At 56.1% G+C, this 22,989-nt stretch carries 18 protein-coding genes; 6 read left to right on the top strand and 12 right to left on the bottom strand.

Annotated features, from left to right (window positions below):
- The first annotated feature begins 87 nt into the window (after positions 1 to 87).
- The 5 genes from PFER_RS10115 to PFER_RS10095 all read left to right on the top strand — a co-directional run bounded on the left by PFER_RS10115 (position 88) and on the right by PFER_RS10095 (position 5,087).
- Complete coding sequence (locus PFER_RS10115; RefSeq protein WP_048151817.1) at positions 88 to 1,533, top strand: FAD-dependent oxidoreductase; 1,446 nt, start codon at positions 88 to 90, stop codon at positions 1,531 to 1,533.
- On the top strand, positions 1,526 to 2,032 hold the full coding sequence (locus PFER_RS10110) for a 4Fe-4S binding protein (protein ID WP_048151814.1): 507 nt from the start codon (positions 1,526 to 1,528) through the stop codon (positions 2,030 to 2,032). The genes PFER_RS10115 and PFER_RS10110 overlap by 8 nt, the downstream gene beginning before the upstream one ends.
- A 103-nt stretch (positions 2,033 to 2,135) precedes the next feature.
- The gene (locus tag PFER_RS10105; protein ID WP_048151811.1) at positions 2,136 to 2,411 is read left to right on the top strand and encodes a (2Fe-2S)-binding protein; all 276 of its coding nucleotides are present in this window, start codon (positions 2,136 to 2,138) and stop codon (positions 2,409 to 2,411) included.
- On the top strand, positions 2,401 to 3,558 hold the full coding sequence (locus tag PFER_RS10100; protein ID WP_048151809.1) for an NAD(P)/FAD-dependent oxidoreductase: 1,158 nt from the start codon (positions 2,401 to 2,403) through the stop codon (positions 3,556 to 3,558). The genes PFER_RS10105 and PFER_RS10100 overlap by 11 nt, the downstream gene beginning before the upstream one ends.
- A 137-nt stretch (positions 3,559 to 3,695) precedes the next feature.
- A complete protein-coding gene (locus PFER_RS10095) occupies positions 3,696 to 5,087 on the top strand; it encodes a hypothetical protein (RefSeq protein WP_048151806.1) in 1,392 nt (463 codons plus the stop codon).
- Between the two features lie 82 nt (positions 5,088 to 5,169).
- Here PFER_RS10095 and PFER_RS10090 read toward each other — a convergent pair whose 3' ends face one another.
- The 10 genes from PFER_RS10090 to PFER_RS12610 form a co-directional block, all read right to left on the bottom strand.
- Positions 5,170 to 6,450 carry a C69 family dipeptidase gene (locus PFER_RS10090; protein WP_048151804.1) on the bottom strand — a complete coding sequence of 427 codons (1,281 nt, stop codon included), beginning with the start codon at positions 6,448 to 6,450 and terminating at the stop codon, positions 5,170 to 5,172.
- A gap of 48 nt (positions 6,451 to 6,498) precedes the next feature.
- Entirely contained in the window at positions 6,499 to 7,041 is a 543-nt protein-coding gene (locus PFER_RS10085) for an RNA 2'-phosphotransferase (protein WP_048151803.1), read from the bottom strand.
- Between the two features lie 31 nt (positions 7,042 to 7,072).
- The gene (locus PFER_RS10080) at positions 7,073 to 8,821 is read right to left on the bottom strand and encodes an endonuclease/exonuclease/phosphatase family protein (protein WP_048151801.1); all 1,749 of its coding nucleotides are present in this window, start codon (positions 8,819 to 8,821) and stop codon (positions 7,073 to 7,075) included.
- Between the two features lie 53 nt (positions 8,822 to 8,874).
- Entirely contained in the window at positions 8,875 to 10,779 is a 1,905-nt protein-coding gene (locus PFER_RS10075) for a helicase C-terminal domain-containing protein (protein ID WP_048151799.1), read from the bottom strand.
- 78 nt (positions 10,780 to 10,857) lie between these two features.
- On the bottom strand, positions 10,858 to 12,921 hold the full coding sequence (locus PFER_RS10070; RefSeq protein WP_048151797.1) for a metallophosphoesterase: 2,064 nt from the start codon (positions 12,919 to 12,921) through the stop codon (positions 10,858 to 10,860).
- Positions 12,922 to 12,979: 58 nt separating this feature from the next.
- Positions 12,980 to 13,576, bottom strand: a complete 597-nt coding sequence (locus tag PFER_RS10065) for a DUF447 domain-containing protein (RefSeq protein WP_048151796.1) — start codon at positions 13,574 to 13,576, stop codon at positions 12,980 to 12,982.
- A gap of 31 nt (positions 13,577 to 13,607) precedes the next feature.
- Complete coding sequence (locus tag PFER_RS10060; protein WP_048151793.1) at positions 13,608 to 14,675, bottom strand: ABC transporter ATP-binding protein; 1,068 nt, start codon at positions 14,673 to 14,675, stop codon at positions 13,608 to 13,610.
- A 10-nt stretch (positions 14,676 to 14,685) separates the two neighbouring features.
- Entirely contained in the window at positions 14,686 to 16,530 is a 1,845-nt protein-coding gene (locus PFER_RS10055) for an ABC transporter permease (RefSeq protein WP_048151791.1), read from the bottom strand.
- 124 nt (positions 16,531 to 16,654) lie between these two features.
- Entirely contained in the window at positions 16,655 to 18,166 is a 1,512-nt protein-coding gene (locus tag PFER_RS10050; protein ID WP_084593958.1) for an ABC transporter substrate-binding protein, read from the bottom strand.
- A gap of 112 nt (positions 18,167 to 18,278) precedes the next feature.
- Positions 18,279 to 20,141: a glucodextranase DOMON-like domain-containing protein gene (locus tag PFER_RS12610; RefSeq protein ID WP_048151789.1), complete on the bottom strand. Its 1,863-nt coding sequence runs from the start codon at positions 20,139 to 20,141 to the stop codon at positions 18,279 to 18,281.
- A gap of 127 nt (positions 20,142 to 20,268) precedes the next feature.
- Here PFER_RS12610 and PFER_RS10040 point away from each other — a divergent pair, with 127 nt between their 5' ends.
- Entirely contained in the window at positions 20,269 to 21,396 is a 1,128-nt protein-coding gene (locus tag PFER_RS10040) for a tyrosine--tRNA ligase (RefSeq protein WP_048151787.1), read from the top strand.
- Here PFER_RS10040 and PFER_RS10035 read toward each other — a convergent pair.
- Both PFER_RS10035 and PFER_RS10030 read right to left on the bottom strand, forming a co-directional pair.
- The gene (locus tag PFER_RS10035) at positions 21,368 to 22,243 is read right to left on the bottom strand and encodes a GNAT family N-acetyltransferase (RefSeq protein ID WP_048151784.1); all 876 of its coding nucleotides are present in this window, start codon (positions 22,241 to 22,243) and stop codon (positions 21,368 to 21,370) included. The two genes, PFER_RS10040 and PFER_RS10035, sit on opposite strands and share 29 nt — an antisense overlap.
- Positions 22,244 to 22,248: 5 nt before the next feature.
- Positions 22,249 to 22,959, bottom strand: a complete 711-nt coding sequence (locus PFER_RS10030; protein WP_048151782.1) for a phosphoglycolate phosphatase — start codon at positions 22,957 to 22,959, stop codon at positions 22,249 to 22,251.
- Between the last annotated feature and the right edge of the window lie 30 nt (positions 22,960 to 22,989).

Below are 22,989 nucleotides of genomic sequence, written 5' to 3'. Positions count from 1 at the left end.
CAAACCTTACATAAACCAAAGGTGAAAAACGTTTTTAGGAAAAAATCTTCATAAACGTTTTTGTGTATTTTACACTGGTGAAACAAAATGCGCCTTACTGAACATCCTGTTCTACGATTTGAACGGGGTAAAAAGGTCACGATATACTTTGAAGGCCAGCCGGTGGAAGCCTACGAGGGAGAAACCATCGCAATGGCGCTCCACGCCGCGGGAATTAGAGTCCTCAGCCACAGCAGCGAGAAAGACCGGCCTAGGGGACTGTTCTGCGCCATAGGAAAGTGCTCCTCGTGTCTCGTTAGGGTGAACGGGGTTCCGAACGTTCGCTCGTGTATAACCCTCGTAGAAGACGGCATGAGGGTTGAGATGCAAAAAGGCAAGGAACCCCTTCCAAAAGGGGCTAAACCCCCTGCATGGAAGGACGCACCAAGGTATGAAGCCGACGTTGTCGTTATCGGGGGCGGACCTGCTGGACTTATGGCGGCCATAAACGCCGCAGATGCAGGTGCCCGGGTCGTTCTCCTCGACGAGAATCCCATGCTCGGCGGCCAGCTCGTCAAGCAGACCCACAAGTTCTTTGGAAAGAGGGAGCAGTTCGCAGGGGTGAGGGGAGTCAAGATAGCTGAAATCCTTGAGGAGGAGGTAAGGAAAAGGGAGAACATAGAGGTTTTCCTCGAAACTTCGGCCGTTGGAGTCTTCCAAGAAGGGGATAACAAGCTCGTTGCGGCCGTGAGGAAGAACCGGGAACTGCTCGAGCTCCTCGGTAAGACCCTCGTCGTCGCCACAGGGGCGATGGAGAAGATGATACCCTTCGAGAACAACGATTTACCCGGAATCTACGGTGCCGGGGCCATTCAGACGCTTATGAACACCTACGGAGTGAAGCCCGGGGACAGAGTGCTTATCGTTGGAGCTGGCAACGTGGGACTTATTCTTGCCTATCAGCTCCTCCAGGCAGGCGTCGAGGTGAAGGCGATAGTCGAGGCCATGCCCAAGGTCGGTGGCTACTTCGTCCATGCGGCCAAGGTGAGAAGATTGGGAGTCCCAATACTCACGAGACACACGATACTGCGCGCGGAAGGCAAGGAGAGGGTCGAGAGGGCGGTGGTTGCTCAGCTCGACGATAACTGGAGGCCGGTTCCTGGAACGGAGAAAGTCTTCGAGGTGGATACAATAGCGCTTGCCGTTGGCCTTAGGCCGAGCATAGAGCTCCTCCACCAGGCGGGCTGTCAGGTGAAGTTCGTGCGCGAGCTGAGCGGCCACGTAGCGGTGAGGGACGAGCGGATGGAGACCACAGTCCAGGGAATATTCGTGGCGGGAGACTCCGCGGGGATAGAGGAGGCAACGACCGCGATGCTTGAGGGGAAGATAGCCGGAATTGCCGCGGCGCTCAAGGCTGGAGTCGCTTCTCCGGAGTGGCTGAGGGAGATAGAGAAGGCCCAGCGCGACCTCCTTGAGTTCCGCTCCGGGCCCTTTGGACGGCACGTGCTTGAGGGAATAAAGAAGATTCTCGCGGAGGTCGGTGAAGATGCATGAAGTTCCCCCTTACCTCGGAATGGGATACATAACCCCCGACGAGCTCTTCCAGGTAATTGAGAGGCCGAGCGAGGAGCGGCTTAAGGCGAAGCCCGTCGCCGTTCCGGAGTGCCCGCAGGAGATACCGTGCGCCCCCTGCAGGGAGGTGTGCCCAACGGGAGCGATAAGCATGCCAACTCCAAACGACCTTCCCATAGTTGATTACGAGAAGTGCGTCGGCTGCTCCCTCTGCGTTCAGATATGTCCTGGTTTGGCCTTCTTCATGATGCACTACGTTGGGGACAAGGCGAGGGTAACGATGCCTCACGAGCTCCTCCCGGTTCCAGAGCGCGGCGAGGAGGTTGTTCTCCTCAACCGCGTAGGCGAGCCCGTTGGGAGGGGGAAGGTCACGCTCGTCATACCCAGGGAGAAAAGCATGGGAGACACACCCGTCGTCACTGTGGAGGTTCCGATTGAGCTGGCGTGGGAGGTTAGGGCTGTCAGGGTGGTGAGAGAATGAGAATCGTAAGAGATTGTACTCTGCGGGCAATTAGTGAGGACCATATTGAAGTCAAAAACATTCCGCCAGCGCTTTCGTCAGAAAGGGCTGTGGTGGTGAGAGAATGAGTGACGTGATAATCTGCCGCTGCAACGACGTCACGAAGGAGGAAATAGAGGCCCTCATTGACCAGGGGATAACCGACATCGAGGAGCTTAAAAGGCTCCTGAGGATAGGCATGGGGCCCTGTCAGGGGAGAACGTGCCTTCCGCTCGTGATGGGGATACTGGCAAGAAAGACGGGAAAGAAGATGGATGAGATAGCCCTTCCGGCAACGCGCGTTCCAACAAGGCCCGTTCCAATGGGAGTGCTCGCGGGGGAGATCGACGATGAGGAGTGAAGCCAGTACCGTTATCATCGGCGGTGGCATAATAGGCCTCAGCATAGCCTACAACCTCGCCAAGCTCGGCGAGAGCGATGTAGTCGTCCTCGAGAAGAACTACCTCGGAAACGGCTCTACCTTCCGCTGCGGAACAGGGATAAGACAGCAGTTCAACGACGAGGCGAACATAAGGATGATGAAGCGCTCCGTCGAGCTGTGGAAGGGGCTGAAAGAGGAGCTTGGACAAGACGTCGAGTTCACCCAGAGCGGCTACCTCTTCCTCATCTACGACGAGGAGGAGCTTGAGACCTTCAAGAACAACGTCAGGCTCCAGAACCGCTTTGGAGTTCCTTCGAGGATAATAACGCCCGAGGAGGCTAAGGAGATAGTCCCGCCCCTCAACACAGACGGGGTTATAGGAGCAGCATGGAACCACACAGATGGAAAGGCGAACCCGTTTAAAGCCGTTTTCGCCTATGCCGAGGCCGCCAAGAGGCTCGGGGTAGAGATATACGAGTACACGGAGGCGAAGGACATCAGGGTCGAGGACGGGAAGATAAAGGCCGTCGTGACGAACAGGGGAGAGGTAAAGACGGACAGGGTGATCAACGCGGCCAACGCCTGGGCACCGCTCATAAACAAGATGGCAGGAGTGCCGATAAAAATCCCGATAGAGCCCTACAAGCACCAGGGGATAAAGACCGAGCCCATAAAGCCGGGCCAGATAGAACCTATGGTCATATCCTTCAAGCACGGGGGAGTTTACATGACGCAGGAGGCCAACCAGGGCGGTATTATAGGCGGCTACGCACTCAAGTACGGGCCGACCTACGACATAACGCCCACCTACGAGTTCCTCAGGGGAGTGAGCTACCGCTTCGCCCAAATAATCCCCGCTCTCAAGTACGTGAACGTCATAAGGGTGTGGGGTGGCTACTACGCGGAAACCCCAGACCACAACGCGGCCATCGGGAGGATAAACGAGGTAGACGAGTTCTACATAGCGGCTGGCTTTTCCGGCCACGGCTTCATGCTTGCCCCGGTGGTTGGGGAGGCCTTAGCGGAGCTCATCGTGAACGGGAAGACAGATAAGCCGCTCGACTTCTACGACCCCTACCGCTTCGAGAGGGGCGAGCTGAGGGGTCACGCCCTCCAGATGGGTTAGTCCTCTTTTTCTTCTTTCTTACCCCTGCTATTCATCGGGGAGTGCGTTTAAATGGTGTGGGTAGCTGGACAACTTTTCTTAGTAAAATTTATAAAGCATAATGACAGGAAAATAGTCGAAAGTTCGGAGGTGACAGTATGAAACTCAGGGTAGTGGGCGTCATGCTGTTAACAATATTGTTAACCTCCACCATTGGCATGGCAGCGACGGACGTTTTGAGTGTTGAACAAGCCTACCTTCGAGGAAACGCTAAAGTCTTCATATTCCAGCCGTCCCCCGAAGGAGGGGTGAAGCTCCTCAAGCAGGGACGCCTCCGCGGCCTCGTGAGCTTGAGGACCGAAAGCAAAAAGTGGGAGGTAAAACAAACCACAAAAAACTTACACGCCACGCCCACGCCCCTCGTGATATACTTTACGAAGGACGGAAAAATTGGAGTGAAGAGCTTCCAACCCGGGAAGCCCCTTAAACTCGAGGGAATGTTCCCCCTGGAGAAAGTCGTGGAGCCGTCGGTAAAGCCTGAATTGAAGCTCCCGTTAACGGCAAGGTTAAGGTACAAGGTGCGCTCGCTCTTAAGCACATCTTCGTGTCCCTGGGGTTACGAGGAGCTTAATTCCAGATACTGCGTACTAGAGAACTGGGAGTATCTCAAGGATTCCTACTACGCGGACTCAAAGACCTTCACGGAGTGGGTTCCCTTCATGGGGCTAAAAGTAAGAACAGAGGGTTTCAAAGAGATAAGAACTATCAGTGTTTCGTGGGGACTTCAGCTGACAACGAGCACTAAATCAATGTGGACACTGAGCGTGGATGGAATACCCGTGGTGGACTTTGGAGACTCCTATTCAGGCTCCACACTGAAGGTTAGCTACGCTCCCGAACAGGAAATAGAAACAGCGAACGGTTACATTGATAGATACTTAAATCTTCCTCTGAAGTACGTGATCGTTTTTTACAACATCCCCGTTTACGATAAGTGGAAAAAAGAGTATGCCAGCATTCCTATTGCAGGGACATACCCCTTGGAGATAATGATGAGTGGCTACTATTCCATCGGAGAGACCGATTTGAACAGGGGATACACACTCACGGACCATCTCGTGAACTCACAGTTCCCCACGGAGTCCCTCGAGACAAAAACAAAGGTCATTAGAACAAACTACAGAGGGTCCTACCCAAATCTTGTGTTTGAGTTCCAGGGAAGTTCAGGATACACTTTCTATTCAACACCCATAGGGGGTTCTGGAGCCAGTTGGCTCTGGAGCAAACTTCCCGTAGTTGGTAAGCTATCACTCACATTCAGCTATTCATCAGTATCTCAGTCAGCTACCACATATAGAGTTGACATCGAGCAAGGGGCGCCTAACCAGCTGTACTATGCCTCGATACTTGAGAGGAGTCTTGAGCTGGCCAACAGCAACAACGTGGAAGTGGCGATGTACTTCACCACAATAGACGATGGCCAGGATTCCTCACCACCATGCGTTGGAAACTTCTGCCCCAGCTCTTTCGATCTAAGGGCTGAGAGATGACCCCTCCTTTTTCTTTGTTTAATGTTACTGGTCGCACATTCATCGTCCTCATACTCCTCTATTTGGGTAAAAACGGTTGTTGCTAGCGTAAATCCTCTATTCTAAGTCCCGCCTCCCCGTTCACCTTTCTCCAGCTCCTTCCGAAGAGGAAGGGAAGCTTTCCGGGCTTAACAATGCGCTCCCACCTCTCGCGGAGCTTCTCCTCCTCACGGAAGGCCCACTCCGTTAATGCCTTTAAGTCCTCTGACGTCCCTTTCACTTCCCTCGCCCTCCGGATTAACTCCGCCTGCAATTCTTCCCTCTCGCGGGAAAAGTCGTCTATGTGGGAGCGGTAGTTCGTCAGGAACTTCCTGTGGGAGGCCTCGAAGCGCCACCAGTAGGTATTGGGGTCGTACTTATCCGTCGGCCCCTTTCCAAGATCAGGGAGGCCTCCTTCAAAGCTCACCGGCTTGAAGATGCTGAGGCAGGGGTTTGACGTGCCCGTGAACCAGTGAATTCCCTTTCCGAGCTCCGACACCTGTGATGATGCCGTCTGGGACGGCCGGGTTAAGCCCCCATAGTGCATGCAGATGTCCCTCATCGAGCCCTTCTCCGGACTGTAGGGCTCGAACGAATGGGAGCGGAGAATTTCCATCATGTATTCGAGAGTTATCTCGGCCTCTCTCTCCTTCAGCTTCCCCAAGGTGAGGGCCCGCCTATCCCTCCCGTGGGCGAAGTGGGTGTAAAACCCCTCCGAGAAGTGCCTCGCGAAGTTGAAGCTTCCCTTCCTGGCAAGCCTCTCAACGCCCTCAGATGCTATGTCCCAGTCCTTCTCTATGGTCAGCGCGTTTGATATGGAATAAACCCCCTCGATCCTCTTTGCCGCCCACTCTTTTCCGACGGTCTCAAGAACCCACGCCTCTTTGGGGTCGGCTATGATGAAGGAGCTGAAGTAGTAGAGTTTGTGGCTCTTGCTCCCGTTCCCTCCCTGCAAACCCTGCTCCACGAGGGAGACCATGAAGTCCAGCGCCTCCCTCGCGCTCTTCGTCCTTTCAAGGGCGAGGCGGATCATGTCCATGCCGGTTATCCCCCTCTCCGGCACCCTGACCCTCGTGAAGACGGCGGTGTTCCCTATAGCCACCTCGAACTCGTTGACGCCCATCTCTGCCCCCCACATCCACCAGGGGCGGGAGAGGATAACCGCGTATGTCTCCTTCACCTGCGGAAATTCAACGTAGGTTAGCCTTACCTTCTCCTCATCGTGCTTCATTCTGGGAATGAGCTCCAAAATCTGGGCCTCGTTGGGTTCCCTGTCGCTGTTCTTGGCGAAGAGGGTGACCCCCTCCTTGGTGGCCTCACGGGTCGCAATGAGAATGTCGCACATGGTTCCACCCTTTCAGAATAGAGAAGGGAGGTATATGAGCTTTCTGCACTACGCTTCCAGGGTGATGCACTCCGGCGGAACACGCTCCACTATGCGGACGTTCTTTCCGGCCCTGTAAATCTTCAAACCCTTCCTTCTCAGGCAGTCGGCGTCAATGACCAGGAGCACGACGTCCCTGCCGTGCCGCCTCCCCGTTTCAATGGCCTCCGTTCTGGAAGCGCTGAGGTGGACGAACTGCCTTCCCATCGGCTTCAGCCCTTCCTTAAGAATCAAAGGCAGGTTTCTCCTCGGCGTCCCGTGATACAGAAAGCGACTCTCGGTGTCTTCCTCGTGGTTCAAAGAGACTGGATAGCTGTGGCCGTAGCGGGCCCTTATTTTGCCCCCTCTGATTTCGTAGCGCCCCTTCGGGTCGTTCTCCACTATCCCGCGCACGAACTCCTCTGTGACGTCCGGATAAGCGGTCTTCAGGGCCTTAACGAGTTCCCCCAAAGGAACGAAGCCCTCCATATCTGGCCTAAGGCCGAACTCCTCCGGGGCATGTCTTAGTATGTAGGCCATTAGCTTGCTTACCCTCGTCCTCTTTGACCTCATGGTAAAAAGTTGGGGAGAACAGCTAAAAACCTCACGGAAGCTCCACCAGCGCCCATACAGGCCTGTGGTCGGAAACCTCCACATTGCAGAGGCAGCCGTAGTCCCTCACCCTCACGGGCCAGTCCTTCTTCAGGAGGATGTAGTCTATGTTTTCCTCGTCCCTGACGCTGTTCCTCTCCCAGAGGAAGGTGTAGTCCGGTCTCTCCTTGAAGGAATCCCTGTAGTCGCGCGTGAGTATCTCTATCGCCCTCTCATCCGGCTCGGCGTTCGTGTCGCCGGCTATTATTTGTGCGACCGGTTCGCTCTCCGCGAACTTGAGGAGCTCCTCCGCCTGCATTGCCCTCTCCTCCTCGCTCAGCCCCATGTGGACGTTAACGAGGGTTAAGTTTAGCTCCTCAAAGCTAACCTTCTGGGCTGGCCTCGCCTGGCCGACGCTCTTGAGGTTGAGTTCGCCCTCACTCTTCATGTGCCAGTGGGAGAAGACGGCTATTCCGTAGGTGCCCTCGACGGCCGGCTTGTACTCGTAGGCGTAGCCGAGGTAGGCCGAGAGCATGAGCGGGACGTCCTGGTAGCCGTTGGCGAGCATCCCACCCACGACCTCTTGGGATGCGAGGATATCCGGTTTCCGCTCCCTCAGCAGGTTAACGAGCTCGTAGCCGTTGAAGGTGCCGTCGTAGGGGCCAAAGCCCTGATGGAGGTTGTAAGTCCAGATTAGCACATCCTTCTTGGCCTGTTCGTAGACTGGGGAGGCGTTGAAGAGGGCCAGGACGATCACGGAAGCCAGGAGAAGGCCCCCAATGGAGCCGGCGAGCTCCTTAACACTCGGTGCCTTAATATCCACATTCTTTCCATATGTTGTGGCCGCGTAAACAAGGGAAGCGGCAATGATTAGGGCCTCGAGTCTGCCCTCCATGAATGCCAGGCCGATATCCCTTCCAACGTAAGCGCCGATTCCAAGGAGGGCGACGAAGAAGAGGTAAACCCCCCCGATGACGCCTCCTCTGCTACCTTTAGAGCTTTCAAGGAGGGCCACGGTTGAGGCGAGGGCAAGGGGAAGGCCGAACAATGATAGGGGCTTGACGAAGAGCGTCGCCGTGCCTAGGACAAGGAGGAGTGAGGCAACTTTGGGTTTTCTGGCGAGATAAACCCCTCCCAGAATTGCCAGAGCTATGACGAACGAGTAGCCCACGAAGATGGGAAGGTAGTATGTGTTCACGCCCGAGTATCTGAGAATCGCGTTCGGGTAAATGAGACCGAGCTCGAGAAGTGCCGCGAAGGCGTAGAGGCCGAAGCCGGGCTTTTTAAGGGTCCCCTCTTCGTTCCACAGGGTGTAGGCCCCGAGAAGCAGAAGAAAGACCATTACAACCCTCGTGTGCGGGAAGTCAATCGGTTCGCCTCCGACCGCCAGAACGCGGAGAGTTAGGTCGGCCACGAGCCCAATCGAGAGGTACCTCGCCTCCACCTCCTTAACGAGGGCCAGGGCCACGGGAAGGACAAAAGCGGCTATAAGGTGGGTGTACTCGGTGGCGTCCGTTACCAACGTGGCGAGAGCGTAAATCGTCATTATTAGCGCCCCTGTCTTCCTGTTGAGCCTGCCGACGAGGAAAGCCCCCAGGATGAAGAGGAGCACGCCGAGCAGGGAGGGGAACATGACCCCGTAGAAGAACGTCTTCTCGACGCTGGAATACGCCCCTCCCACGAAAACTCTCATTGATGAAGCCAGCAGGATTCCCGCAGCGGTTCCCAGCAGAATTCTTGCTTTATTATCCTTCACGATCATCACCTAAAAAGCGAGTAAGCACCGGAGAGGATTTAAGCTTTGCCCTCCGGCACCTAACCCCTCCAGAAGCGCCTGAGGTAGAGGCTCATCCTCCTCAGGTCAACCACCCTCATCGAGTCTACCATCCAATCGGGAAGGTCGCGCTTTATGTTGCCCCAGGACGCCCTGTAGTCGAGTATTACAACGGCTCCCTTCTCGTCCTTTCCTCTGTGGACTCTCCCAGCGGCTTGGGCAAGCTTCCTGTGGGCGGGGAGGTAGTATCCGTAGTAGCGGCCCTTGTTGAGGAACTTCTTCTCGAAGTAGCGCACCTGCGCCTCGACCCTCGGCGTGGGCCTCGAGTATGGGATGCCGACGAGCACCGCCCCATTCATCTCGTCGCCGCTGTAGTCCTGCCCCTCGCTGTTGCGCCCTCCCATGACCCCGAGGAGGACGCCGCCTTCCTCCCTCGCGGCCGCTTTAAAGGCGCCCACAAGGAGGTCGTTGTCCCTAGAGGAGGAGCCCCGCTTCTCGACGAAGACCCTCTTTCCGGTTTCGTCCTCGATGCGGAGTGGAAGATTCACCGATAGAAGACCCTCAAGGACTTCGTAAGATGCCGTGAACACGCCAACGTTCTTTGGGATGAGCTTGGCTGCCTCGACTATGTACTCGGCCATCTTCCTGTAGGTCTCAACGCTCCTCTCGTTTCCGCGCGTGGAGACATCTTTGGCCACCAGCACGAGCGCGTTCTCGCTCTTCACCATGCGCGGGAACTTCTTCATCCTTCCCTCTATCCCCATAACATCCGCAAATGCCTCCATTGGAGTGAGCGTTCCCGACATGAATATCGCAGAGCGGACGTTTTTGAGTGGCTCAAGGGCCTTGGCGGGGTCGAGGGCAACCAGTTCGAGGTAAAAACCGTTGTTCCTGCTCGCCATGAAAAGGTAGTCCTCCCTGCCGGAGAGCGCGAGCCAGAGGAGAAGGAACTCCCCAACCCTTCCAACGTAGCTCCGCGGGGGCTTGTTTCTCTTTATCCTATCCTCCCTGATGGCATCCCCCACCTCCACCATGTCCTCGAGGAAGCGCACGAGGTAGCGGGGGTTTATTGAGAGGGTGTCCATAACGTGCTCGAATATGCTCTCCGGGAGGATGGGAACCTCCTCCAGCTTGTAGTTCTCGAACTTTATGGCGAGGAGCTCACTCACACCCCTGTGGAAGACGCTGAGGAAGTTGGCTATCTCGGGTTCATTGTACTCCTCCGCCTCCCTTATGGCGAGTTCAACGCTCCTGATGCTCAACCTGTCGCTGAGAGCACCTATCGCCTGGTCTGGAAGGTTGTGGGCCTCGTCAAAGATCACTATGAGGTCGGAGAAATCTAAATCGAAATAGCTCATGAAGTTGTCCCTTATTCCCGGGGAAATCATGTAGAGGTAGCTCGCCACTATAACGTCCGCCCTCTGCGCCACCTTCCTCACGAGCTCGTAGGGACAGAACTCAAGGTTTTCAGCGTAGCGGAGGAGCTCTACGGGGAGCGGAGGGGATGTCAAAAAGCCCCTGGCGACCTCTTCAAACTCCTCCTTCTTTTTCTTCACGTTCTCGTAGTAGGGGCACCTCTTGAGCTCCTTGAGGTTCCTGCACACGACCATCGCGTTGTAGGCATCGGGGGCGAAGTTCAGGATGTAGCTGTGGAGACACAGCTCCTTTCGGCTTCTCATCTCGACGCCTGAAACGGGTTTTATGGCGTTGATGGCCTTGAGCTCCTCTATAACCCTGTCCATCTGCTTGTGGGTTCTCGCCAGGTATAAAACCTTGTAGCCGAGGCTTTTGGCGTAGGGGAGCACTCCAGCAAGAACGCTTATCGTCTTTCCGAATCCCGTCGGGGCCTCGATTATTACGTTCTCCCCCTTTCGAACGGCGTCATCAATAAGCCCTATGAACTCTTCCTGATGGGGCCTTGGTGTGTATGGAAAGTAGTCGCTCATTTTGTCTCCCGGAAATGTTACGGAGCCCCGCTTTATAGCCCTAACGGCCCAAAGGAAAGGGGAGAAGAGAGGGGGAAATCACTTCCTTCTCCTGAGGAGGAGCGGAACCAGGGCAAGGGCGCCTATGAAGGCCGGTCCGCAGGTTCCGCCTGTGGTTGAGGTACTCTCAGGAGTGCTCTGGGTGCTTGAAGGCGTGGTGCTTGTGGTCGTTGGGGATGAGGTGGTTGTGATGCTTGTGGTGGTCGAGCTCGTGGTCGTGGTTGTTGTGGTGGGGGTTGTGGTCGTCGTTTCGGTGAAGGTCGGGTTGCCCACGACCTTCTCGTCCACCGCCTTGTTGCCGTGGAAGTCTACCGCGACAGCCCTTATTATGTAGTCCTCCGAGTCAACCTTGTCAACCTGGGCGTAGAGGTAGTCCCCGTTGGGGTCTCCCTTGGTGGGAATTCCCACGTAGCTCTTCGTGCCGTTGGCCGTGACTATCTCCACGTAAGCTTCCTTAACGCCGAGGTTGTCCGTAGCCTTGAAGTAGACCTTGAAGGGCTTGCCCACCTTCGGCTTCGCCGGTGAGGTGTAGGCTATCTTCACCTCCGGCTTGGTTGTGTCGGGGGCCTTTGATACAACGAGCTGGTGCTTTCCGAGAGGAACCGTCACCTCGAACAGCATGTAATGCTTGTCCCCTATGGTTCTCTCGCCGAGGAGCTTGTAGGGTATGTCGGTGGATTCCTCATCAACCTTCGAGCCCTCCGGAGCCACGAGGACAAACCTGCCGCTGACCTCGCGGAACTCGTTTATGAAGTATGCACCGGCTCCATCCTCACCGCTCTTCCTGAAGACCATGAACTCCTGCGGGACGGGCATTGATATGAAGTCATTGAAGAGTGTTCCAAAGAGCTCCTCCACCTCCGGGAGTTTAACGTTGCCGTTTTCGTCAATCTCAATGATGTTACTGCCGTACCAAGTTGGGCTCCTTCCTGCCCTGCTCGGCGGGTTGGTCTCTTTGTCCGGGGCTCCCGTGGTAGTGAGGGTGACGAACCAGTGCTCCTCACCGCTCGGGTCAACGAAGATATGGAGCTTGTCATGGTGAATGTGTCCGCTGAGGACGAGCTTTATGTTGTACTTCTCAACCATCTGGAGGAAGCGCCTCGCTATGTCCTCACTGGTCTTCTGGGGACCGCCTATCCAGTAGTAGCCCACGTAGGGCACCATCTCCTGCCAGCTTGCATCGTCGAAGGCCGTCCCGTTGATGTAGCCGCCTATCCATCCCTCCGAACCCTTGTACCAGAAGGGATGGTGGACGAGGACTATGGGTATCTCGTCGGGGTGGGCCTTGAGGACGCTCTCGAGCCAGTCAAGCTGGGCCATGTCGGGGTGGGCCTCCTCACCGTGGGAGTCGAGCCCTATGAGGAGGAACTTGCCTATGGTGAGGTTGAAATAGGTCTGGCCTATGAGCTTGGAGTAGTATGTTGGGGGGTCGTCGTGGTTGCCCTTGATTATGACCATCGGCTTTCCGGTGGCGACGAGATCACTAATTATGTTTAGCAGGAGATTGTACCCCTTTATGTCGCCCGCGGTGTCAACAACGTCTCCCGTGGCCACGACAAGGTTGACCGCATCAACCATGCCCGCGTAGGTGAGGGCACTGTCCGTTGCGAAGTAGCTCGTGAGCGGAATCGGGTTCTCAAGCTTCAGAGGGTTCCTGTTCCAGAGCTCGCCGTCAACGAAGCCCACCTTCGAGCCGCTCGTTATGTGGGTATCACTGACCTGGAAGATGCGTAGGACTTTGGGATATGCATCGTAGACAACGACGCCGTTGGGTATTATAACCTCCCCCTTGTTCGTCTCGAGCTGGAGGAAGTAGCTCTCGGGAACAACGTCTTCCGGAACCTTGGCGAGAACCCAGTTGGGACCTTTGCCAATGATTTCGAGATCGTAGGGGCCGTGGAGTATCGAGATTATGCTAGCCTTCTGGATTTCGACGCCGTCGTAGAACTGGATGGTTATTGAAGCACCGGGCTTTGTTATCGCTGGGCTTCCTGTGGTGGGGTACTTTATTATCTCATAGGGAAGACTGCCCGCGCTCACGTGACTAACGGGCACGAGGCTTAGAACCATCAGGGCCAGAAGAAATGCCGCGAACCTCTTCATGGTATCACCATATTCCGTGTTACCCGGAGGGTATTAAAAGTTTGCCCAGCAACTGGGCTCAGCCCAAAACCGTGTGGAGCATCGAACGCATCTCCTCGACGAGGGGACTTCTCCCCCCGAAGCGCCTGTAACGGCGGTAGTTATCCTCCACCCTCTGCCGATACCTCTCTATGAGCTCCGCGTTGTCTGTCTTCAGGGCCGCGAGAAGTCGCGTGAGTTCCACCGCCATCTCGAGGAGGGCGTAATCGGCCCTGCTGAGCGGTCTCGGGGGGAGGGTTTTGGCCTCAACGTGGAGAGGTGTGAAGGCACACTCGAGTACCGCCGTCTTCCCGAGTTCGTCCTCCCATTCCCTCTCCACCCACTCGACGCGCCCCTCGATGGAAGGGAGCCCCCTGATGCGCTTTATGGGGACGGTCTCAGCGTCCTCGAACTCAAAGCCGACCTCCATGTTGAGGGCAGTTTTAACGAGAAGCTCCACGTCATTAGTGACATGCAGAACAGCGTAGGAAAGCTCCCTCAGCTCCGCGGCGCTCTTTCCCCCGAAGAGCTTGAAACGGAACATTTCCCCCTCCCTCACGACACCCACGGGGGTTACGTTTGACCGGGTGACAAGAAGAACCTCGTAAACCTGGCCTTCGGTGAAGAGATCTATCATGAAACCACCAAAAGAAATAGGGGAGAGGGGTTTAAAGGTTCTGCTTCGGGAGGACTATTATGTCGTCCCTGTTGATGTAGAACTTCACGGGCTGGGTCGGGCGGAGTGAACCTATGTCCCTGTCGCTTATCGTTCTGGCTATTATCCTCGTCTCCCCGAAGAGGCCGACGATTTCCACGAAGAAGCCGTAGTACTCCACGAGGTCAACCGTTCCCTCCATGCTGACGCCGTTCTCCACGGGGGCGAGGTTTATCCTCTCCGGCCTTATAACGACGACAACCTTGTCGCTCTCGCCCGTGTAGTGGAGGCCATCGAGCCTTATGCCCTCGAACTCGACGGTAACCCTATCGCCGTTCCTCTCAACGACCTCCGCGGGAATAACGTTCGTTTTGCCCATGAAGGAAGCGACGAACTCCGTTTTCGGGCTCTCGTAAATCTCCCTCGGCGTGCCGACCTGCTCCACGGTTCCAACGTTCATGACCGCTATCCTGTCGCTTATGGCCATGGCCTCCTCCTGATCGTGGGTGACGTAGAGGACTGTGATTCCAAGCTCGCGCTGTATTCTCCTTATCTCCGAGCGCATCTCAAGTCTGAGCTTGGCGTCGAGGTTGCTGAGCGGCTCGTCAAGGAGGAGTATTCTCGGCTCAACGACGAGGGCCCTCGCAATGGCCACACGCTGCTGCTGACCGCCGGAAAGCTGGGTGGGATAGCGGTCCTCGAAGCCCTTGAGCTTGACCAGCTCAAGCGCCCACTCGACCTTCTTCCTTATCTCCTCCTTGGGGAGCTTCTTGAGTTTGAGGCCGTAGGCGACGTTGTCGAAGACGGTCATGTGGGGCCAGAGGGCGTAGTTCTGGAAGACGAGTACCGCTCCACGCTCGCTTGAGCTCATGTACGTGACATCATCTTTGTCGAAGTAAACCTTGCTCCCCTCATCCGGAAAGTCCAGTCCCGCGATGATCCTCAGGGTAGTTGACTTTCCACAGCCGCTCGGTCCGAGGAGCGTGAAGAGCTCCCCGTGCTTTATGTTGAGGTTTATTCCCTTCAGCGCAACGGTTTCGCCAAATGTTTTAACAACGTTTTCAAGCCTGACTTCCACCATCTTTCTCACCTCACGTAAGGCCAATGAAGGAGTACCTCTGCTTGGTTATCAGGTTCACAATAACTATTGCCGTTATCTGGACGGTTATGAGGAGCACACCAAGGGCCGCTGCGAGATTAACGCTTCCGGCGGCTGAACCTATGAGGTCCGCTATGTAAGCCGTTATGGGCTGTCTGCTCGTGACGAGGGCACCGAGGGTGATGCTCGTGCTCGTCTCGCTCATGGCGTAAACGAAGCTGAGCATTCCGCCACCGAGGACGTTGAGTGAAATCATCGGAAGGAGGATGCTGCTTATGGTCTTCCACCTGCCGGCACCGAGGTTCATTGAAGCCTCCTCAAGGGACACGTGAACCTGTTGAAGCCCAGCGAAGACGGAACGTGCCGCGAAGGGCAGACGCCTTATCGAATAGGCGATAATGAGGACGGGAGCCGGATTGAAGTTTATGCTTATCGGGTCGAGAACCGTGTTGGGGAAGAGCTCCGAGAACAGGTAGAAGTACCCCATGGCGATGACTATTCCCGGAACGGCTATGGGGAGGATGACTATGCTCTCGAGGATCGGGCTGAGCGAACCCTTGAACCTTCCGGCCGCGTAGGAGGACGTCACCGCGAGGAGGATTATGAGGAGAACCGCGCTTCCAGCATACATGAGACTGTTGGCGATGGCGCTCCTTGCTTCGGGCTGGGTGAACATCTCCTTTATCCACTCCGTGGTGAAGCCGCTCGGGAGAACCGTAACGCTCCACTGCTTGGCGAAGGCGAGCATAACAACTCCAAGCTGCGGGAATATGGTAAGGAGGAGAAGCGGAAGGAGCAGTACGTAGATTATGGCCGCCTGCCAGGTCTTGGGTTTGCTGACCCTCGGCTTCCACCTTCCGCCCTTGCTTATCATGGCGTACTGCCTCAGGCTCACATACTTCCTTATTCCAAGGAAAGCCAGAACGGCGAGGGTGAGCATTATGATTGACAGGGCGGCAATCTCAGGGCTTCTTTCACCAAACTCGCCTATGAACTTGCTGTAAATCTGGAAGGACATAATCTTCCTGGCGAGCGGGTCACCCTGGAAGACTATAGGGGCCGCGAGGTCTTCGAGGCTGAAGATGAAGACGAGGGTGGCTCCCGCCGCTATTCCCGGGAGGGCGAGTGGGAAGGTAACGGTTCTGAAGAGGTGAAGGCCGCCGCTCCCGAGGTTCTCTGCCTGCTCCTCGAGGGTGGGGTCAATGTTGATGAAGCTCGCGTAGGCGTTGAGGTAGACTATGGGGTAGTAAGCCATGGCCTGGGCGAGGGCCACACCCGCTAAACCATCTATTTTGAGTCTGAAAGGGAGGAGGCGGAGCGTGTCATGGAATATGTAGTTTATAAGGCCGTACTCCACGAACATCTTCTTTATGACGTAGGCGTTAACGAAGGGAGTAACGAGGAGGGGCACGAAGAGGGCGATCCTGAAAAAGTTCTTGCCCCTGAAATCGTAGCGCGCCATCACGAAGGCGAATATGGTTCCCATGAGGGAAGCAAGGAGTGTAACAATCGCCGAAACGAGGAGCGAGTTGGGAACCACCCCAAAGTCCATCCCCCTGATTAGGATAACCTTCTCCCCGGTTCCGGGTATTATCTGGCTTGTCATGAAGTCTCCCCTCGGCGGGAACTGGACGTAGAAGCTCGAGTGGAGGATATTGCTGAACCAGTGCGTTGAGAAGCTCCCGTTGTAGCTGAATGCTATTAGAAGCATCGCCAGCACGGGCACGAGAAGGAAGACCGCCAGGTAGGACAGCGGGAACAGGTATGAGAATGCCACAAGCGGTTCAAACAATGGCGTTCCGAAAAGTCTCTCACTCCATTTGCTCACCTTTGCCACCTTAAGCACCTCCCATCTTTTGAACTCACGCTGAACGTTAATTACCCTTACGGTGGGCTGAATTGAGAAGGGCGGTTTAAATATTTTGCCATGAAAATGTAAACTAGAAAAAGGTAAAAAGCGCTCACTCACGCTTCCTTCTTAGAGCCAAAAGCGGCAATAGTGCAAAGATGCCTATGGCGGCCGGACCGCACACCTGGGGTTTGGTTGAACTCTTGGTCGGGGCAGGAGAGGATGTTTCACCCCCGGTGCTTCCAGCGCTTGCTATGGCAGCGTTCAGGTCGTCGAGAACCTTCTGGTACTTGGCCCTCGCGGCGTCACGCCACTCGTTGGTTATCTGGTCCTTGAATGCTGCATCCGTGAGGAAGCGGTTGTTTATCTTCTTCGCGTAGTCCTCGGTGAAGGTGACCATGTCGCCGGTATCGGGGTCTTTGAACTGTATGGGCTCGAGGAGCTCAGCCTTGAGCTTTTCGAACGTAGCCTCGTCTATCTTACCCTCCCTCTTAGCTGAAACGAGAGAAACCCACGCCTTGTGGAGCTCTTCGTTGGCATCAACGAGGGTAGCCTTGAAGTAGTTTTGGAGGGACTTCTCCGTGGCGAGGGCCCTTGCATCGTTGAACTCAATACCCTCCGTCTTGAGGGTGAGCTCGTAGGCGGCCTTGAGGTCAGGCCTCTTCTGGCCCTCGGGCGTGTCGAAGACGGCCGGGTTAACGGGCATCCTGTTGACCTTCTCATCGAGCCATATCTTCTGGCCATCTGTGAGAACCCAGTATATGAAGGCCTGGGCCGCCTCCTTGTTCTTAACGCTCGTGAGGAGGGCTATCGGGTCGCCGTTGAGGACGCTCTCCCCCTTGGGGACTATGTAAACACACGCGGGGTTGAGCTTCATGGCGGTGTAGCCGTAGAAGTCAATGGTTGTTCCAACGGCGATGTCGCCACCGATGACAGCCTCCCTAACGGCGTCACTGGCGTCGTATATCTTCGCGTTCGCCGCCATTATGGTTAGAACCTTCCAGCCCTCGTCCCATCCAAAGGCCTGCACGATGATCTGGTAAATCCTTGTGTTTGAGGTGCTCCTCGTCGGGTCGGCCATTCCGAACTGCGGTGGGTCAAGGGCGAAGGCCTCGCTCGCTATGTCCTCCCACTTCTCGGGTTCGGGGAGGTTGTAGCGCTTGAGGACGTCCTTGTTTATGGTGTAGCCGAAGGACGAGAGAGCCGCGGCTATCCAGTAAACTTTTCCATCGTCCCCCTTCCTGACGAGGGGCATTCCACCTATGCTCTCGCGGATTTGATTGTCAAGGAGTCCGAGTATCTTCGGGTCGTCTATTGGGGTAAGGTAGCCCTGGGTGTAGAGGTTGTCAAAGAGCGTTGGCCCTCCACCCCATCCAATGTCCGCCTGGCCGCGTTCTATGAAGACCTTCCACTGGGACTCAGGTGCCTTTCTAAAGATTATGTCCTGTATGTTGTACTGCTTTGCGATGTCGCTGTTGAGGAACGCCTGCTTGGCGAGCTGCTGTATCGTCGTGTCGTGTCTGGTCAGTATCACAAGAGTCACGCCATCCGCTTTCACGGGCTGGACAAAGAGCGGGCTCAGGAAGAGAGCCACCACCAGAAGCAGTGCTAGTGCCTTCTTCATTTGAATCACCATTGGCAGGTAGGACGAACTAACTTTTATGCTTTACGATGGGGAAGCAACATCGAAGAAGAATCATACTGAAAAAAGAAGCAAACAAAGGAAAAGGGAGTTTTCACTCCCTCTTCTTCCTGAGTGCCAGGAGCGGCAGGAGGGCGAAGAGGCCTATGGCAGCCGGACCGCATGTGCCGCTCGTGGTGGTGGTCGTGGTCTCCGTGGCGGTGACGGTCTTCTGGACCTTCGTGGTCACGGTCTCCGTCTGGGTGACGGTCTGGGTGACCGTGGTAACCTTGGGCTTGATTATGGGTATCATCTTGACCACGGCGGGCTTGGCGTTGGCGGCGTCGTAGCTCTTGAGCTGCTCCTCCTGGGTGGGCTTGAAGCCGGCCGGGACGAGGAGGTCGAGCACCCTCGGGGCGACGCCGTTTATGACAGCATCGGCCTCTGCACCGCCGAGCTTCCACTCCTCCGCGTCAACGGCAACTGCCCTCCAGGTGTCAACGCCGAATCCATCCTGGCTTCCAACGAGGATTGCGCCGTAGAGGCCGGGCTTGACCTCGAGGTAGTCCTTCGGAACCTCGACCATTATGACATTCTTGTCAAGGTCGGCCGAGACCTTAACGTCCTTTGTGGTTCCGTCCGGGAGAACGAGGGTGTTGCCCCATCCGTGTATCCTGAGGGCAACGTCCCACGGGTGGTCGGGGTCAATGGCAACGTTTGAACCCGGAGTGGGGGCGTTCTCGTCCATCTTAATGGCGTCGGTGCTTCCACCGTCCTTGAAGTCGAAGTAAGCCTCTATGATCTGGAGGCTGAAGCCGTTCTGGCCGTTCCATGGGTTTCCGCCGAGGTTCTTGAAGTAGAACTCGAGGATGTAGTTGTCGCCCGCGTCCTTGATCTTGAAGTCAACGAGGTCGAAGAGGCCCTCACCGTTGAAGACGGCGTTGGTCGGATAGGTGTAGGTTCCCGGACCGTGGTCGTCTCCCTCGGGGTCCTTTATGTCAACGACTTCCTCACCCGCAGGGGCGGGAGCCGCGGTAAGGCCGGTTATCCACTTTATCATGTTGGTAACGAAGGTCGGACCGTCGAGCTCGACGCCGTGGTACTTGGCTGACCAGGTGGGCTCGTAGTCACCGTAGGGGCTCTCACCGCTCACGATGAGCCAGCTGTCGCCCATCTTCTCGGCGGCGAGAAGCGTGAAGACACCCGTGTCACCGGCGAGGTAGGCGTTGGCCGCTGGATCAGTGTTCTCGACGATGGTTCCGTCCTCGGCGGTCTTTACTATCCTGTAAACGTTCTCGGGAACGTTGCCATCAATAAGGGGCTGCCAGTTTCCATCATCGTCCACCCACGCGACAACTCCCGGGCCGTGGTAGAGCACGTGGCCCTCGTGCTTGAAGCCCTGGGTTATAACGTCCGCGTTCGGGGTGTTGGGATCTGGGTTCACAATGCCAATGACACGGTAACCGGCACCGGCGTTGAGGGTCGGGCTCTCAACGGAGGCCTGGTCGAGCCTGAGCTTGACCCCGAGCTGCTCGAGGAGCGTGTCAACGTAGTCAATAACCTGCGGGCCGCTTCCGTAATCGCTGTCACCTGCAATCCAGAGAACCTTTCCGCCCTGGTTGAACCAGTCAACGATGGCCATTATCTCCTCGGGGTCAAAGGGGCTGGTGGGCTGGCCGATGATGAGGACGTCAACGCCGTTAAGGGCATCGGCGGTTATCTTCTCCCCAAGGTTCGTGATTCCAAGCACGTCCGCCTGGGTCGGGTCTCCGAAGTAGGCCCAGTCCACGAAGTCTATCGTTGGAATTATTCCATGGGCTAGGGTCTCGTTGGTATCAAAGTCCAGCACATCCTGCGCCAGGTACTTATCGTTCTCACCGTGGGCGAGGTCCACTGCCACGGTGGTAGCGCTTGCAAAGACGAAGCCAAAAACTCCCAAAAGCATTAGGGCAGCTAACACTGCTCCAAGTTTCCGCATGGCAATCACCGAGGGAATCTATAGACACCGAGAGTTATAAATCTTTTCGACGGTACCACAGCAACCTCGAATATCTTCTGCGTAAAGTCCTTAAAGGATTAGGACTTCTTTGGCTTAGGTGGTGAGTATGGACATAGAGAGCAGGATAGAACTCATTAAGAGAAAGCCCACGGAAGAGCTCCTGACGGAGGAGAACCTCAGGCACCTCCTGGAAGTTGGAATCCCGATGCAGCACTACATAGGTTTTGAGATCAGCGGTTACATTCACCTCGGAACCGGACTGATGGCCGGGGCGAAGATAGCTGACCTCCAGAAGGCTGGCGTGAAGACGAGGATCTTTTTGGCGGACTGGCACAGCTGGATCAACGACAAACTCGGCGGTGATCTGGACGTCATCCAGAAGGTAGCCCTCACCTACTTCAAGGAGGGAATGAAGCAGAGCATAAAGGTCATAGGCGGTGACCCGGAGAAGGTGGAGTTCGTTCTGGCCAGCGAGATACTTGAGAAGGGCGACTACTGGCAGACCGTCATTGACATCTCCAAGAACGTAACATTAGCTAGAATGATGCGCTCCATAACCATCATGGGCAGGCAAATGGGAGAGGCCATAGACTTCGCCAAGCTCATCTACCCTGCCATGCAGGTGGCTGATATATTCTACCAGGGCGTTACGATAGCCCACGCGGGAATGGACCAGAGGAAGGCCCACGTCATAGCCATAGAGGTCGCCCAGAAGCTCAAATACCACGCCCTCGAGTGGAAGGGCGAGAAGCTCAAGCCGGTCGCGCTCCACCACCACCTCCTCCTCGGCCTGCAGGAACCGCCGGTCTGGCCGATAGAGAGCGAGGAGCAGTTTAAGGAGCTCAAGACCCAGATGAAGATGAGCAAGAGCAAGCCCTATTCAGCGGTATTCATCCACGACAGCCCGGAGGAGATAAGACAAAAGCTCAGGAAGGCCTTCTGCCCTGCTGGAGAGGTAAACTACAACCCCGTCCTTGACTGGGCCGAGCACATAATCTTCAGGGAAGAACCCACGGAGTTCACCATCCACAGGCCGGCAAAGTTCGGTGGCGATGTGACCTACACTACCTTCGAGGAGCTTAAGAGGGACTTCGCGGAAGGAAAGCTCCACCCGCTCGACCTCAAGAACGGAGTTGCGGAATATCTCATAGAACTCCTCAAACCCGTCAGGGATTACTTCGAGAGGCACCAGGAGCCGCTCGAGCTCATGAACCGGGTGAAGATAACCCGCTGAGCTCTTTTCCCATTATCGGGAGCTTTTTCTTCATTTTTCCCCCAATTCTCTCCGCGGTCTCCTCGTCCAACACAGTTAGAACACTCTTAAATCCGAGCTCTCCCGCGCGTCCTATAACTCCGGGGATGTCCTTCCCCTCTCCCCAGAGGAAGAGGCTCGCCTTTCCGGGCCTTCCGGGTAGAGGTTTGAGGGCGTAATAGGAATTCCCGAGCTTCCCAGCCTCCGCAAGCTCGTGGACGCCTGCAAAGAGGTCTCTGAAGCTTGAGAACCACATGTCGTAGGAGTTCTGGAAGCGGCCGGCGACCAGCTCAAGGCCCTTCACATCATCCCACGGGATGAAATTAAGGGGCTGGACATTACCTCCGGTGAATTCGGTAGTGGGCACTTCAACGAGCCGGTTCTCGTAGAGCACCTTATTAAAACCAAGCTTTTTGTAAAAGCCAATTGCTCCCTCGCTCGGCTGGACCGTTAGGAGTTCCACCTTCTCACCCAGAGCCCGCTCGATGTGCTCAACGAGCGCCCTGCCAATTCCCTTTCCCCTGAAGTCTGGATGAACCTCTATGACGTCCAGGTGGGCTATCCTCCTTGGCTCCCCGTTTATCGGCTCCTCCGAGAGAAAAACCTCCGCCTCGCCAACGATTCTTCCATCGAGTTCCGCAACGAGGGGGAGCTGACCGTCGAGGAGGAAGGTGTTGATGTGGACGGAGCAGGTCTCAACGCTCATCCAGGGGCCGCCGCGGAGATAGCGTTCCCTCACGGAAAGGCCCGAGAGCTCCTCCCCTGCCGTGTGGACAGAGATTATTCCCCTAACGTCGTCGAGGGTGGCCTTTCTGACCACTATACTCATAGGCATCACTCCTTTAGATAGCCGAACTTCCTGAGGATGTGCATAACCGCCTCGGCCCCGCCGTCCCCGTAGGGCTTCTGGGTGACGTAGTCGGCCTTCTCCTTCACGCTCTCTGGGGCCTGGGCTATGGCAACGCGGTAGCCGACGACGCGGAAGGCATCTAGGTCGTTCTCCCCATCGCCAACGTGGGCGACCTCTTTCGGGGAGATGCTGAGGTACTCGCAGGCCCTGGCTATCCCCTCCCCCTTGTTTATCCACGGCTTCTTTATGTGGATGGCGAAGCCCGAATCAACGGCAACCAGGTTCAGCCCCAGCTCCTCTATGATCTCCCTCACGGCCTCCACCGGAACCGTGCGAAAAACGACGAGCCCGGCCTTTCTCTCGGGCATTGAAAAGCTCAAGACTGCCTCGGGGTGGCGCTTCCTAAGCTCGCTCCAGAGAATCCACTCCTCGTCCATGTCCGTGAGGAAAACGCGCTTCCTCATCGTGCTCTCGCCCTTGAGTGAAAGTGCTCCGCCGTCCTCGGCTATGACCGGCCCGCTCGTGCCGATGAAGATCGCAGCGGCCTCGGCGAAGGGAACCGAGTTTCCAGTGACGAGCATTACAGGGACGCCAAGACTCTCGGCGAGCCTTATGGCCCTGAGCGCTTCCTCGCTAAGCCTCCTGTCGGGGTGTGTTATCGTCCCGTCAATGTCAAGCGAAATCGCCTTTATCACTTCTCCCACCGAAGAACGAGAGGGGGATTA

This window comes from Palaeococcus ferrophilus DSM 13482, assembly GCF_000966265.1.
GTDB classification, from domain to species: Archaea; Methanobacteriota_B; Thermococci; order Thermococcales; family Thermococcaceae; genus Palaeococcus; species Palaeococcus ferrophilus.
The sequence above is the reverse complement of the archived record's forward strand: the minus strand, read 5'-3'. Positions and strand labels throughout refer to the sequence as shown.

Bases quoted from the DNA above. Each gene is read 5' to 3' on its own strand.
- PFER_RS10115 (WP_048151817.1), top strand. From the start codon at position 88: ATGCGCCTTACTGAACATCCTGTTCTACGATTTGAACGGGGTAAAAAG.
- PFER_RS10110 (WP_048151814.1), top strand. From the start codon at position 1,526: ATGCATGAAGTTCCCCCTTACCTCGGAATGGGATACATAACCCCCGAC.
- PFER_RS10105 (WP_048151811.1), top strand. From the start codon at position 2,136: ATGAGTGACGTGATAATCTGCCGCTGCAACGACGTCACGAAGGAGGAA.
- PFER_RS10100 (WP_048151809.1), top strand. From the start codon at position 2,401: ATGAGGAGTGAAGCCAGTACCGTTATCATCGGCGGTGGCATAATAGGC.
- PFER_RS10095 (WP_048151806.1), top strand. From the start codon at position 3,696: ATGAAACTCAGGGTAGTGGGCGTCATGCTGTTAACAATATTGTTAACC.
- PFER_RS10090 (WP_048151804.1), bottom strand. From the start codon at position 6,450: ATGTGCGACATTCTCATTGCGACCCGTGAGGCCACCAAGGAGGGGGTC.
- PFER_RS10085 (WP_048151803.1), bottom strand. From the start codon at position 7,041: ATGAGGTCAAAGAGGACGAGGGTAAGCAAGCTAATGGCCTACATACTA.
- PFER_RS10080 (WP_048151801.1), bottom strand. From the start codon at position 8,821: ATGATCGTGAAGGATAATAAAGCAAGAATTCTGCTGGGAACCGCTGCG.
- PFER_RS10075 (WP_048151799.1), bottom strand. From the start codon at position 10,779: ATGAGCGACTACTTTCCATACACACCAAGGCCCCATCAGGAAGAGTTC.
- PFER_RS10070 (WP_048151797.1), bottom strand. From the start codon at position 12,921: ATGAAGAGGTTCGCGGCATTTCTTCTGGCCCTGATGGTTCTAAGCCTC.
- PFER_RS10065 (WP_048151796.1), bottom strand. From the start codon at position 13,576: ATGATAGATCTCTTCACCGAAGGCCAGGTTTACGAGGTTCTTCTTGTC.
- PFER_RS10060 (WP_048151793.1), bottom strand. From the start codon at position 14,675: ATGGTGGAAGTCAGGCTTGAAAACGTTGTTAAAACATTTGGCGAAACC.
- PFER_RS10050 (WP_084593958.1), bottom strand. From the start codon at position 18,166: ATGAAGAAGGCACTAGCACTGCTTCTGGTGGTGGCTCTCTTCCTGAGC.
- PFER_RS12610 (WP_048151789.1), bottom strand. From the start codon at position 20,141: ATGCGGAAACTTGGAGCAGTGTTAGCTGCCCTAATGCTTTTGGGAGTT.
- PFER_RS10040 (WP_048151787.1), top strand. From the start codon at position 20,269: ATGGACATAGAGAGCAGGATAGAACTCATTAAGAGAAAGCCCACGGAA.
- PFER_RS10035 (WP_048151784.1), bottom strand. From the start codon at position 22,243: ATGAGTATAGTGGTCAGAAAGGCCACCCTCGACGACGTTAGGGGAATA.